The organism is Acidithiobacillus sp., from assembly GCF_023255755.1.
Classification (GTDB): domain Bacteria; phylum Pseudomonadota; class Gammaproteobacteria; order Acidithiobacillales; family Acidithiobacillaceae; genus Acidithiobacillus.
The window spans coordinates 1-12,347 of sequence record NZ_JAGDVS010000101.1; the positions used below are offsets into that span (position 1 = coordinate 1).

Consider the following 12,347-nt stretch of genomic DNA (forward strand, 5'->3'; position numbering starts at 1 on the left):
GAAAGGGGAATATTCCATTCTCAAGTCGTGAAATTTTTGTTATTCGAAATGCCCCTATTTGTATCCTGAACAGATTGCCTGGAGCCTAACAATACAGGCGCAGGAGTTCAATATAGAGCAATAGCTGGCATGGTTGGTAACGCAATGAACGCCGCTGACAACCTATCTAACCAATATATTCTGTACGTGCTCGCGCAACTTATCAAGCAGCTCACGGTCGATTGGTGCGTAGCTGGTAACTAAGCCCGCATTCACGCATCCCGCCGGGTTAAAAGATTGCAACACCCAGTTAGAAATACCCAGGAGTTTCAACCAGCGCGCTATCGTGACAAGATCTGAAGCATCGAGTATGGCCGGGTGTACGGTTGTTCTGATTTCATAAGCAACATTTCTGGATAACATACGTTCGACAGAGTTCTGCACCCGGATGCCGCTTCCCGGCACACCGGTGACATCAGCATAACGGGCAAGAGGTGCCTTGATATCAAAGGCAACCCAATCGGTATAAGGCAGCATATTTGAGAAATTATAAGGATATATTCCAGATGTGTGCAGGGCTGTGCCAAATCCTGAATCCCGCACCTGCTGAAGGGCTGCCTGTAACGATTTATGGGCGGTTGGCTCGCCACCGCAAAACGCCACCGCATCCAGTAATCCCGCTCGGTTGGCCAGCCAGGACATGATGGCCGGCCATGATATACCGGACTGGCCACACCCTCGCTGCAGATGCGGATTATGGCAGTAGCGGCAGCGGCATGGGCAGCCCTGAGTATATATCACAGCACATAAATGTCCGGGATAATCCACCGCACTGAACCGCGCGAAACCGCCTACTGGCGGTAGCGTATGTAACCGGGTATCCACCGTGGTGACTACTGTGCTCATCGTCACTTCAATGCACCGACCGCGACACTTCCGTATCCAGCTTCCCGGTCTCGACAAAGTATTTACGCTCCGAATGTTCGCCTTGCTTGCCTATATTGAAAGAAGACGTCGGCCGGTGGTAGCCCATAACCCGCGTCCAGACCTCGCAGGGTTGTCTTTCGTCATCCGTCAGTTCAACTTCCAAAGGATTCTGGTTCATGATTTCAGGACACATGATATTCTCCTTTAACGTTTCAGGCGGAACGCCGCCGCTTTTCTGCAAGTCGTTCTTCATCACAGATTGGACAGAACGGATGTTCTCCCGACAGATAGCCATGCACCGGGCAGATGGAGAAAGTTGGCGTAACCGTAATGTAGGGCAGGCGAAAACGTTCCAGTGCGCGGCGCACCAGGCGCTTGCAGGTCTCCGGACTGGAGATGCGATCCCCCATATACAGGTGAAGAACGGTCCCGCCGGTGTATTTTGCCTGTAACGCTTCCTGACGCTCCATGGCCTCGAAAGGATCGTCCGTAAAGCCTACGGGCAGTTGCGAAGAGTTGGTGTAGTACGGCTTGTCCGGAAGACCAGCCTGTAAAATATCGGGAAAGCGCTTCCGGTCCTCTTTGGCGAAACGATAGGTGGTGCCTTCTGCGGGGGTGGCCTCGAGGTTGTACATGTGGCCGGTTTCTTCCTGAAAAGCCACCATGCGTTCCCTGACATGATCGAGAAAGCGGACGGCCATGGCGTATCCCGCAGGGGTGGTGATGTTTTCGCGGTCGCCGGTGAAGTTGCGGATCATTTCATGGATACCGTTCACGCCAATGGTGGAGAAATGATTGCGCAACGTCCCCAGATAGCGTTTGGAGTACGGGAACAGGCCGGTGTCCATTTGCCGTTGGATGATTTTGCGTTTGATCTCCAGACTTTCTTTCGCCATTTCGGCGAGCGCGTCCAAACGACGGAAAAGGCCTTCCGCATCGTTTTTATGGAGATAGCCCAGTCTGGCACAATTGATGGTCACCACCCCGATGGAGCCGGTCTGCTCCGAGGATCCGAAAAGGCCATTTCCGCGTTTGAGCAGTTCACGCAGGTCGAGTTGCAGGCGGCAACACATGGAGCGCACCATATTGGGCTGCAGTTCGGAATTTATAAAATTCTGGAAGTAGGGCAGACCGTATTTGGCGGTCATGGCGAACAGTCTTTCGGCATTCGCTGAATCCCACGGAAAATCGGATGTTATGTTGTAGGTGGGTATGGGAAAAGTGAAAACCCGTCCCCTGGCGTCGCCCTCGCTCATAACCTCGATATAAGCCCGGTTGATCAGTTCCATTTCCGTCTGCAGATCGCCGTAGCGGAAAGGCATCTCCTCTCCGCCGATCACGGGAATCTGTTCCTTCAGATCGTCAGGGCAAACCCAGTCGAAGGTGACATTCGTGAACGGTGTCTGGCCGCCCCAGCGCGAAGGGACATTCAGGTTATATATGAACTCCTGAATGTTTTGACGTATTTCCTGATAGGACAGGCCATCCTTGCGGACGAATGGTGCCAGATAGGTGTCAAAGGAACTGAATGCCTGTGCACCCGCCCATTCGTTCTGCAAGGTGCCCAGGAAGTTGACCATTTGCCCGACGGCGCTCGACAGGTGACGCGGCGGCGCCGCCTCCACTTTCCCCGGCACGCCGTTGAAACCCTCCCGCAAAAGGGTGCGGAGGGACCATCCGGCACAATAACCGGCCAACATGTCGAGATCATGGATATGCAGGTCGGCCTCGCGGTGCGCTGCACCGATTTTTTCGGGATAAACATGGCTCAGCCAGTAATTTGCGGTGACCTTCCCGGCAATATTCAGGATCAGGCCGCCCAGGGAATAGCCCTGGTTGGCATTCGCATTGACCCGCCAATCATCCCGATCCAGGTATTCATTTACCGAGGTGATGGCATCTACCATCGCCTGGCGATCCCCGCGCAATCTCTGATGCTGTTCACGGTAGGCAATATAGGCGCGGGCGGTGCGATAAAAGCCCTCGTCCATCAGCGCCAGTTCGACCAGATCCTGAATCTGTTCAACGGTGGGTTCACGACGGGTCGCACTTGACGCCAGGGCGCTCAGAACGACGTCGGTGATTCTTTCCGCAACGCCGGCAGCAAATTCGCCGCTTGCGCGTCCCGCCCGGCTGATGGCCGAGCAGATGCGACCCGGATCGAAAGGCACGCTCGCGCCGCTTCGCTTCAGTACCGATGGCCGGATCAACTCGTCGGAATATGGGACTGACAGAGGGTCGTTCATCGCTACTCCTCCCGACCGCGCCCGAACCGGCGCCGCCGCATTTCAGGATGGCCGAAACACAATATATAGACATCTCAATAGATAATTTAGCACGTATATTGGGTTCGTCAACAGTTGGCAGTGGATCCACCTCTTCTGGTGGCGGGTCCTCCACCTCGTGGCACTCCTGGTGGTGGCCGCACAGGCGTTGCAGGGCACTGCCTGCTTTCTGACCATCTGGCAGGGCGGGCTGCAGGAAGCTGCGGAGCGGTAAGGCTACCTACCGTCCAAGGGCGCCGCCAAATGCCCGAATAATTCCGTAAACGGCCATTGCTCTGGCGCAGGCTTGGCGATCTGTCAAACCCGGTTAAACCCACGGTACCCATCCATGCGTCTGTTCCGGCAGGCTGAGGCGGGTATATGGGCGGATGTGCTCGCCTCGGTGGCGGAGTCTGTCCGGTCTTTAAGCGCCACGAAAGGATGATTTTGCTGTCCACTGATGTTTGTCCGGCCATTCGCAGCATTGGAAAAGCGGACAGTGACCACAGTGTGGCCGTCTGGCCGTGCACGTATAACGGCCATGGAGGATCAGGAGGTGGTGGGCGTCCTGCAGGTATTCGGCGGGTACCGCCGCGAGCAGGGCCTTTTCGACGGCCAGGGGTGTTTTACCGGGGGCGAGTCCCGTCCGGTTGCCTACCCGGAAGATATGGGTATCTACCGCAATGGTGGGGTGCCCGAACTGGGTATTGAGGACGACATTGGCGGTTTTACGCCCGACACCGGGGAGCGCTTCCAGCGCCTTCCGGTCTGCAGGCACCTCGCCGTCATGCAGGGCCAGCAGTTGTTGCGCCAGGGCATGCACATGACGGGCCTTGGCGTTGAATAGCCCCAGGCGACGAATATGGGTCTTGATGCCGTCTTCACCGAGCGCCGCCATCGCGTCGGGAGTAGGTGCCGCGGCAAAAAGTGCCTGAGTACAGGCGTTGACGGCTTTGTCCGTACTTTGCGCGGAGAGCACCACGGCGACCAGAAGCTGAAAAGGAGAGTGGTAGTTCAGCTCGGTTTTTGGTTCAGGAATGGCGGCGCGCAGGGCCGCAAAACAGCGATGAATATTTTGTGGATCCATGGTGCACATTACCCACGGAGGCAGATGGAGGTGCCGGAAGGCAGGTCCGTGACCTGACCCGACACCGTTGCCGCACCTTCAGACGTGACGATAACGACCAATCTCCGGCACTTCCGGCCGGGGATGGCTTGCCGCGACGGCATTGGCGGCAGCGATCCATTCTTCATGGTCGTGTTCCAGGGCGTGGAGCATGTCGTGGTCCAGCTTGGGCAGTATGCTCCCCTTGATGGTTTCACCGAGGTCCAGCATGCGCGTGGCAACCGCGTAGCCGTGCAGATGGAAATCATGGTCAGCATGGGTTCCAAAATGGTCGCTGCTGAAGAGTACGCCTTTGGCGGCTTTCAGGTCGGCGTCATTCATGACGTAGTCTTTCGCCCACTGGTACCACGCTTCAAAATACTTCTCTTGCGCTTCAAGGCTCCAGTCGTGGGCCTCAAAAAAGGCGTAGACCGAAACGCGGTTGGCCTTGCCGGAAAAAGGAAAATGACCTGACATTGTGCGACTCCTCCTGCATGCGGGTGTAAAAGCCTCCAGGGCATTGTAGCCGTTTATGGTCCCGGCGCAACGCAAAAGCTTTTTTAGAGGGAATAACGATCACCAATGACCGGACAATCCACCTGTAAGCCGCGCGCCCGCAGCACCCTGGCGATGCCTTCCCGGCCATTTTCCTCGCCATGGACGAGAACCGTGCGCGTCGGTTTTTGATCACCGTACCAGGTGAGGAGTTCGTCGTGGTCGGCATGGGCCGAGAAACCGCCGATGGTGTAAATTTTGGCGGCGACGTGAATTTCTTCACCAAATATCCGTACGGTTTTCGCCCCGTCGATGATGCGCCGCGCCAGCGTCCCCTGTGCGGCATAGCCGACAAAGATGACGCTGCAGTCTTCGCGCCAGATATTGTGTTTGAGATGGTGGGTAACCCGGCCCCCGGTCGCCATGCCCGATCCGGCCATAATCAGGGCGCCGCCCTTGATCAGATTGATGCCCATGGATTCGCTGGTTTCGCGGGTGAAGTGGAGGTTGCGCAGGGCGAAGGGGTCGGCACCCTGTTGCAGGCCTTCACGGGTGTCGGGATTGAAGCATTCCGGATGACGGCGAAAAATCTCCGTGGCGGAAATGGCCATGGGCGAATCGAGAAAGACCGGCAGGTTGGCGGGGAGCTGGTTGGCGTTCATCATCTCGCGCAGGTAATAAAGTAAATCCTGGGCGCGCTCCAGGGCGAAGGTGGGGATGATGGCATTGCCGCCGCGTTTCAGGGTGTCGAGGATGGCATCGCGCAGCTCGTCCACCGAGGGTCCGATAGCCTTGTGCAGGCGGTCGCCGTAGGTGGTTTCCATGACGATGACATCCGCCTGGGGTGCGGGGGTGGGCGGGTTGATAATCGGCTTGCCGCGGTTGCCCAGATCACCGGAGTAGACGATGCGCTGCTGCCTGCCCGCTTCACTGACTTCTATCAGTATCCAGGCGGAACCGAGGATATGACCGGCATCTCCGAAGGTCACACTGACGCCGGGGCAGACCTCTATTTTCTGCGCATAATCCGCGGTACGTCCGAAGCGATCCATAGTGTCGAGGACGTCGGTGATGTCATAAATGGGCGCGGATTCTGTTCCACCCTGACGCTGGTGACGTCGGTTAGAGCGTCGCGCCTCTTCTGCCGCAAGGCCTGCTGCGTCCATGAGCACCAGTCGCGCCAGCTCACGGCTGGCTGCCGTGGTGATGATCTCGCCACGAAAACCGCGTTTGACCAGCAAGGGAATGCGCCCACAGTGATCGAGATGGGCATGGGTCAGCAACAGATAATCAATATCCTTGGCATCAAAGCCGAACTCGGCGCGATTTTCTTCTTCCAGGTCATGCCTGCCCTGAAACAACCCGCAGTCGATGAGCAGCTTTTTATCGCCAACGCGCAGAAAATGACAGGATCCGGTGACCCCCCCCTGCGGCGCCATAAAATTGCATTTCCATATGGTTCTCCTTTAGTCCCCAGTATAGCGAATCAGCGGCGAGCGGGAGGCGCTTAGTGACCACCTGCGCGCCGCGCCAGCACCTCGTAATAAAGCTGGAGATAGGCGCGTGCCGAGTGCTGCCAGCTATAGTCGCCCGCCATGGCCTGATCTTGCAGATGTGACCACAGCGCCGGTTGACGGAACAGCGCCTCCGCGCGCAGCACGGCACCATGCAGGGCGTCGCTTTGCGGGCTGTCAAAAACAAATCCGTTGCGTTGCAGCGGGTGGCGGAAGTCGTCGGCATCGGTGACCGTATCAGCCAGTCCGCCCGTACGGTGGACGATAGGCAAGGTGCCGTAGCGCAGGCTGTACATCTGGTTCAGGCCGCAGGGCTCGAAGCGGGAGGGCATGAGGAAGGCATCTGCGCCGGCCTCAATGTGATGGGATAGCCCTTCGTCAAAGGCGATGCGTGTCGCCATTTGCGCCGGATACGCCGCCGCTATCTCCAGCAGTTGCCGCTCGAAAGACTTGTCGCCACTGCCCAATACCACCACCTGCATGCCGCGGCGTAACAGATCAGGGAGAATATCCAGTACCATATCCGTTCCTTTCTGCTCCACCAGGCGGCTGATCATGCCGAGGAGGAATACCTCGGGATCGGGGTAGAGGCCGAGACTGCTCTGCAGTTGCGATTTGCACTGCGCCTTGCCGAACCGATCTTGTAGCGAATAATGCGCGGGCAGATAGGGATCCGCGCCGGGGTTCCAGTGGATGGCATCAATGCCATTGAGAATGCCCGACAGATGCCCGGATCGGGTTTGCAGCAGCCCATCCAGTCCCATACCGAAGGCGCTGCTCTGAATCTCCTCGGCATAGGTGGGGCTGACGGTGGTGATCTGGTCGCTATAAGCCAGACCCGCTTTCATAAAGGAAAAGGCCCCGTAGAGTTCGGTCCCGAGCCAGTGAAAATCCGCCGACGGCAAGTGCAGCGGTGCCATGGCGCCGGGCGCAAAGCGACCCTGATAGGCCAGATTATGGATGGTGAAGAGGGCGGCGGGTCGCGCTACGCCGATCCGCGCCTCCAGATCGAGCAAGTAGGGTATCAGTCCGGTTTGCCAGTCATTGGCATGGACGATATCCGGGCGCCAATTGAGCCCCGATACACGTCCCTGGGCGATTTCGACGGCCACCCGGTTGAGCAGGGCAAAGCGCCGGTCATTGTCCGGCCAGTCTTCGCCTTGCGCATCCTGGTAAGGACCGCCGTCACGCTCATAATAGGCAGGATAACGGAGGAAAAGCACCTGTGGTCGCTCTGCCAGCGACCACAGCTCGGCTGTTTCACCCGTATAGGGCACGTTGACGGCGCAGCACCAGCGCAGATCCGGCAGTGCCGGACGCCCATAGTAGGGCACCAACACGCGAACATCGACGCCCAGTTGCCCCAACGCCAGGGGCAAAGCCCCGCCGACATCCGCGAGGCCGCCGGTCTTGGAGTAGGGCACCATCTCCGAGAATACAAAAAGTGTTCGCAACATAGGGTGTGTGTTCTTCTGTGCAGAGCGTTGTTGCTAATATAACACAAAGGCGGTGCGCGGTTCACACATGCATGGGTTCAGCAGGTTTTGAATGATGTGCCGGTGTCGCCTATCATCGGCGGATGGAAAAGCCCATAACACCCGCAAAGGAGTGATCTGCATGGATTGGTGCGAGCGTTTTAAGGAGTTTCGGGACCGGAACCGTTGCGTAGTGTATTTCCCCAACTTGCACGAAGGCGAAGATGCCGAGGCCTATGGGATATTTCTTTCTCTGATGCGGGCGAAGATGGGGATCATGGTGCTGGCGCCAGATCGGGAAGAACGCTACGAACCCGTTTATCGTGATGCGCTGAAATACCATCTGCAGACCATCCGCCATAGTCGTTTGTTCACCAGCTTCGTGCCCATCAAAACGCGCGTCTATTTTGTGGAAACGGTGGAGCAGCGCGATGCTTTCTACGCTTGTGTGGATTTTTGTGTGCCTGGCGGTACCTTGGTAGGAGGTGCAGTGGATCTCGGCAAAGCCATTGCCGATGGTTGTCCCCTCATCCTCGGTCCGAAAATGCCGGATAATGTGGTACGTCAGGGCTTGTTGGCCGCTGGCGCTGCGGTATGGGCACAAGATAATGCGGAGATTATCGATCTGGCGAAGGCCTGGCTGAACGATCCGGCAGCGGCCAGGGCGGCAGCGGAGAAGGCAAAGGTGTGGTGGGGACAGCACGGGGCTTAGTACCTGCGTCCCTTCCCCGCGACGCAAAAAAGCCCCGAACCAGCAAGGTCCGGGGCTTTTTTGCGAGAGAAAATCAGCCCTGTTTCAGCGCCTTCAGGAAGATGGAGGCGAAGCGCACGGCGAACTTCAGCACGAACTGGGTGTCTTTGGCGAAGAAGATCTTCATCAGACCGAAGATACCGCCACCCTTGTTGTTCTCGTCCTTCATCTCGGTCCTGGTCTGCTCCAGCGCCTTCATCGCCTTGTTCACACCGCTGGCAAAGACTTCGTCGGAGGGGATCATGGGGACGACTTGCGTCATGACCATGTTCAGCTTGCCGACCAGGCCGGCCTTCTGCAGGTTACCCACCAGCGCGAAGACGTCAGGCAGCATGTCCATCAGGTGGGCATCATGCAGGCCCTGAACAATTTCCTTAATCCGTGCGTTGATGCTTTCCGCGTCGCCTTTTACAGCGCTGGTCGCAATTTGCGCGATTTCCAACCAGGCCATGGCGCCCTGGCCGACGACGCCGACGATGTGGCGGATGGTGCCGTCCTGCCAGAATTCGCCCATCATGTCTGCAGCGGTGCCAAAGGCGACACTGAGATCGCCGTGTGGCGTGATCAGTTCCTGCAGATGGATACCCTTGTCCTCCAGGGCTCTGGCGGCCGCCTGCAGGGAGGCTCCAACCGTTTCCGCCATGCCCAGCACGCCGCCGAGGCGGTCCGCCAGGCTGTTGGCGTCACCCTGCGCCAGCGCCTTGGCACGCATCGCGATTTTCAGCCACTTTTCGGCTTCTTCCGCGAGGTCATCCAGCTTTTCCGGCAGGTCCATGTCGCTGAGGATGTTGCGGACCGCGCCCACACCATCTTTACCCGCCTGAATAAAGAAGCCCGCGCTCGCGGCATAGCCGGCGAGGTGCTCCACCTGGTCCAGCAAGCCCTCCACCCGCTGAGCGAGATCTTCGGAGTTGCCCCGTGCCAGAGTCTTGACCCGCAGCGCGATGTGCATCCAACGGCTGCCACCGGCACCAATAGTGGCGAGCGTGCCGCTCATGTCCGCGCCTTCCAGCACTTCCGGTATGGTGTCGCGCAGGGTGCCGATGGCGATGTTCATCTGCCCACCGAGGATTTCCGCCATGTCGAGCATGCCGCTCAGGCGCGCCTGCAGGTTGGGGGCGTCACCCTGAATGAGGCGCTGGGCCCGCTTGGCCATCTGAATCCACTGGTCGGCCATTTCCTGAATTTCGTCGAGGCGATCCGGCAGGTCGAGCTGGCCGACCATGTTGCCGACGACGCCGACACCCTGCCGGGCGCTATCCATCCAGTACTGGATGCTTGCGGTGGCGCCATGAATTTTCTGCACCATGTCTTCCGGATTTTCGCCGATGATGGGGCATTTGAGCTCAGCACTGAGGGCGGAGAGGGAGCTGAAGAAGCCGGCGCGCTGCAGGTTGCCGAGTAGTTGCAGGACTTCCTTCAGGGTCTTGTCGAGTTCCGCATTTTGAACGTCGTTCAGCACGTTGCGCAGGCGATCCAGCGGCTCCTCACCGGAGTTGCCCTTAATGAAGATTAGCAGCGACTCCGAGACGCGCTGCAGTTGTTCCAGATACGGCTGCATGGTCTCCATGAGCTTGTCGGTATCGATGGCCCGCGGCAATTCGTTGAGGATGTCGCGCAGCATCTGCAGCAGGTTCTGCACCTGCAGGGCGGCGTCACCGACTTTACCGAGTCCTTCCCACTGGCGTTCATTGAGGGTGGTTACTGCTGCTGACGATACTGCATTCGCGTTGGCCATGATGCGCTGATCTCCCGCTGAAAATAATGTCGCGATAAGTGCTTTTGATTAAGATGGGTGAGACTTCCAGGACCTGCCCTGTTTATCACAAAGGGCCTCTCTTTCCTACCCGTGCCGGTCTGGCCTATGATCTTCCGGTATGTTCTGACAGGCTAATCATTATGCTTTATGGCAGTAAACGAGAAACATATCGACAAGTCTTTCTGGACAGTTGGCGGGCCTATCAGGAGGGCCGTCCGCTGGAAGGGGTGCAGACGCGGATTGTCGCTGTCATTCTCCGCCATCCGGAATATCATGCCCTGCTGAGCGATGCGCAGCACGGACTGGAACAGGATTTTCCGCCCGAGCAGGGACGGAGTAACCCCTATATGCACATGTCTCTGCATGTAGGGCTGGAGGAGATGTTGGCATTGGGACAGCCTGCAGGTATTGTGGAGCTCTTCGACAGCGCGCGCCGCAAGCTGGGTGAAACCGGCGCCGAACATCTTTTCGTGGATTGTCTGGGAGAGATGATGTGGCAGGCCCAACGCGCAGGACGTGCCCCGGAACTGGCGGGGTTGTTGTCTTGTGTACGCCATAGTCTGGGTTTACCGGAGATGGCGGGCTGAACGGCGGGCCAATCAAACATTACTCGGATGGAGAATAACAGCATGGTGGAGGGCGTAAATCAGGCAACGACGGGCGCGGAGCAGGTACATTGGCGTCTGGAAGATCTCTATGCCGGGGTGGATGATCCGCGGCTGGCGGAAGACATGCGCTGGGCGGATAGCGCAGCGACGCGCTTCGCCGAAGCCTATCGCCCCGGTCTGGGCGGGCTGAATGCCGCGCAGTTGGCGGCGGCTGTGGGCCAGTTGGAGGCTATCCGCCAACGTATTGCCCGGGTGGGTACCTTCCGCTATCTCAGTTACGTCACCCACGCCGATCAGCCCGCGTATGGCGCCGCCATGCAGGCCTACGAGGAGGCGGCCACGGCCATTCAGAATCAACTGATCTTCTTCGATATCGCCTGGAATGCCGTCGCGGAGAGCCGGGCAGAAAGCCTGCTGGCAGACCCCGCACTGGCGCATTGGGCGCATTTGCTGCGCAACTGGCGGAGGTATCGTGACCACCTGCGCAGCGAGAGTGAGGAGCAGATTCTGTCCGAAAAGCGGGTGACAGGGCGGGCGCTCTGGGAGCGGCTTTTTGATGAGACATTGACGGAAATGCGCTTTCCCCTGCGCGGCAAGCAGATGACCGAGCAGGAGGTGTTGACACTGTTGTCCGATCCCGACCGGGAATTGCGTCGGGATGCGGCCGAGTCCCTCAGCAAGGGGCTGGAAGGGCGCTTGCATACCCTCACCACCTGTTTCAACGCCATCCTCGCCGACAAGGCCCTGGATGACCGTCTGCGCCGCTATCCCCACTGGCTGAGTGACCGCAATCTGAGCAACGAAATCTCCGACAAAATGGTCGAGGCGCTGGAGCAAGCCGTGGTTGGACGCTACGCGCTGGTGGCCCGCTATTACCGGCTCAAGGCCAAATTATTGAACGTGTCGCCATTGATGGATTATGACCGTTATGCGCCTTTGCCAGGCGGCGAGCGGCGCTACGACTGGACGGAGTGTCAGCGTATCGTGCTGGCCGCGGTGACGGATTTTTCTCCGGAACTGGGGGTTATCGGCCAGCGCTTTTTCGATGAAGGCTGGATTGATGCCGCACTGGCGCCAGGCAAGCGGGGCGGGGCCTTCGCCCATCCGGCGACGCCGGATGTCCATCCCTATCTTATGGTCAACTATACCGGCACAGTGCGCGATGTGATGACGGTGGCCCACGAACTGGGACATGGTATCCACCAGTATCTCGCCCGCGAGCAGGGCCACATGAACGCGGATACCCCCCTGACCACGGCGGAGACGGCTTCTGTCTTTGGCGAGATGCTGACCTTCGAGCGACTGGTGCGCGAGGAGCGGGACCCCCAGCGACGGCTGGCCCTGCTCTGCGGCAAAATCGAGGATACCTTTGCCACGGTGTTCCGGCAGATGGCCATGCACCGCTTTGAAGTGGTCATGCATGGCGCCCGCCGCGCCGAGGGCGAACTGAGCAAGGATCGGCTGGGGGGG

12 protein-coding genes are annotated in these 12,347 nt (G+C 58.5%); 4 read left to right on the forward strand and 8 right to left on the reverse strand.

Features of this window, described 5'->3' with window-relative positions; all coding sequences use genetic code 11:
* Window positions 1-162: 162 nt before the first annotated feature.
* Genes Q0C48_RS07095 through Q0C48_RS07105 form a run of 3 tightly spaced genes read right to left on the reverse strand, consistent with a single transcriptional unit; the run spans window position 163 to window position 3,152 of the window.
* On the reverse strand, window positions 163-885 hold the full coding sequence (locus Q0C48_RS07095) for an anaerobic ribonucleoside-triphosphate reductase activating protein (protein ID WP_291522888.1): 723 nt from the start codon (window positions 883-885) through the stop codon (window positions 163-165).
* Between the two features lie 7 nt (window positions 886-892).
* A complete protein-coding gene (nrdD, locus tag Q0C48_RS07100; RefSeq protein WP_291522890.1) occupies window positions 893-1,099 on the reverse strand; it encodes an anaerobic ribonucleoside-triphosphate reductase in 207 nt (68 codons plus the stop codon).
* A gap of 19 nt (window positions 1,100-1,118) precedes the next feature.
* Window positions 1,119-3,152 carry a ribonucleoside triphosphate reductase gene (locus Q0C48_RS07105; RefSeq protein WP_291522892.1) on the reverse strand — a complete coding sequence of 678 codons (2,034 nt, stop codon included), beginning with the start codon at window positions 3,150-3,152 and terminating at the stop codon, window positions 1,119-1,121.
* A 97-nt stretch (window positions 3,153-3,249) separates the two neighbouring features.
* Here Q0C48_RS07105 and Q0C48_RS07110 point away from each other — a divergent pair, with 97 nt between their 5' ends.
* Window positions 3,250-3,405: a DUF2784 family protein gene (locus Q0C48_RS07110; RefSeq protein ID WP_291522910.1), complete on the forward strand. Its 156-nt coding sequence runs from the start codon at window positions 3,250-3,252 to the stop codon at window positions 3,403-3,405.
* 189 nt (window positions 3,406-3,594) lie between these two features.
* Here the strand turns inward: Q0C48_RS07110 and nth are convergent, their stop codons facing one another.
* The 4 genes from nth to glgA form a co-directional block, all read right to left on the reverse strand.
* Entirely contained in the window at window positions 3,595-4,257 is a 663-nt protein-coding gene (gene nth / locus Q0C48_RS07115) for an endonuclease III (RefSeq protein ID WP_291522894.1), read from the reverse strand.
* Between the two features lie 78 nt (window positions 4,258-4,335).
* Window positions 4,336-4,752, reverse strand: coding sequence for a hypothetical protein (locus Q0C48_RS07120; protein ID WP_291522896.1), 417 nt, complete (start codon window positions 4,750-4,752; stop codon window positions 4,336-4,338).
* Window positions 4,753-4,835: 83 nt separating this feature from the next.
* Complete coding sequence (locus tag Q0C48_RS07125) at window positions 4,836-6,209, reverse strand: MBL fold metallo-hydrolase (protein WP_291522898.1); 1,374 nt, start codon at window positions 6,207-6,209, stop codon at window positions 4,836-4,838.
* A gap of 68 nt (window positions 6,210-6,277) precedes the next feature.
* Entirely contained in the window at window positions 6,278-7,741 is a 1,464-nt protein-coding gene (gene glgA / locus Q0C48_RS07130) for a glycogen synthase GlgA (protein ID WP_291522900.1), read from the reverse strand.
* 160 nt (window positions 7,742-7,901) lie between these two features.
* Between glgA and Q0C48_RS07135 the strand changes: the two genes are divergently transcribed.
* Window positions 7,902-8,471, forward strand: a complete 570-nt coding sequence (locus tag Q0C48_RS07135) for a 3-deoxy-D-manno-octulosonic acid transferase (protein ID WP_291522902.1) — start codon at window positions 7,902-7,904, stop codon at window positions 8,469-8,471.
* Between the two features lie 73 nt (window positions 8,472-8,544).
* Here Q0C48_RS07135 and Q0C48_RS07140 read toward each other — a convergent pair whose 3' ends face one another.
* Window positions 8,545-10,248 carry a hypothetical protein gene (locus Q0C48_RS07140; protein ID WP_291522904.1) on the reverse strand — a complete coding sequence of 568 codons (1,704 nt, stop codon included), beginning with the start codon at window positions 10,246-10,248 and terminating at the stop codon, window positions 8,545-8,547.
* A gap of 161 nt (window positions 10,249-10,409) precedes the next feature.
* Between Q0C48_RS07140 and Q0C48_RS07145 the strand changes: the two genes are divergently transcribed.
* Together Q0C48_RS07145 and Q0C48_RS07150 are read left to right on the forward strand one after the other, a co-directional pair.
* A complete protein-coding gene (locus Q0C48_RS07145; protein ID WP_291522906.1) occupies window positions 10,410-10,856 on the forward strand; it encodes a DUF1841 family protein in 447 nt (148 codons plus the stop codon).
* Window positions 10,857-10,898: 42 nt separating this feature from the next.
* Window positions 10,899-12,347 (forward strand): M3 family oligoendopeptidase (locus Q0C48_RS07150; protein ID WP_291522908.1); only part of this gene is annotated, 1,449 nt, incomplete at its 3' end.

Excerpts from the sequence above, each read along its gene's own strand:
- Q0C48_RS07095 (WP_291522888.1), bottom strand. The coding sequence starts at position 885 with ATGAGCACAGTAGTCACCACGGTGGATACCCGGTTACATACGCTACCG.
- nrdD (WP_291522890.1), bottom strand. The coding sequence starts at position 1,099 with ATGTGTCCTGAAATCATGAACCAGAATCCTTTGGAAGTTGAACTGACG.
- Q0C48_RS07105 (WP_291522892.1), bottom strand. The coding sequence starts at position 3,152 with ATGAACGACCCTCTGTCAGTCCCATATTCCGACGAGTTGATCCGGCCA.
- nth (WP_291522894.1), bottom strand. The coding sequence starts at position 4,257 with ATGGATCCACAAAATATTCATCGCTGTTTTGCGGCCCTGCGCGCCGCC.
- Q0C48_RS07120 (WP_291522896.1), bottom strand. The coding sequence starts at position 4,752 with ATGTCAGGTCATTTTCCTTTTTCCGGCAAGGCCAACCGCGTTTCGGTC.
- Q0C48_RS07125 (WP_291522898.1), bottom strand. The coding sequence starts at position 6,209 with ATGGCGCCGCAGGGGGGGGTCACCGGATCCTGTCATTTTCTGCGCGTT.
- glgA (WP_291522900.1), bottom strand. The coding sequence starts at position 7,741 with ATGTTGCGAACACTTTTTGTATTCTCGGAGATGGTGCCCTACTCCAAG.
- Q0C48_RS07135 (WP_291522902.1), top strand. The coding sequence starts at position 7,902 with ATGGATTGGTGCGAGCGTTTTAAGGAGTTTCGGGACCGGAACCGTTGC.
- Q0C48_RS07140 (WP_291522904.1), bottom strand. The coding sequence starts at position 10,248 with ATGGCCAACGCGAATGCAGTATCGTCAGCAGCAGTAACCACCCTCAAT.
- Q0C48_RS07145 (WP_291522906.1), top strand. The coding sequence starts at position 10,410 with ATGCTTTATGGCAGTAAACGAGAAACATATCGACAAGTCTTTCTGGAC.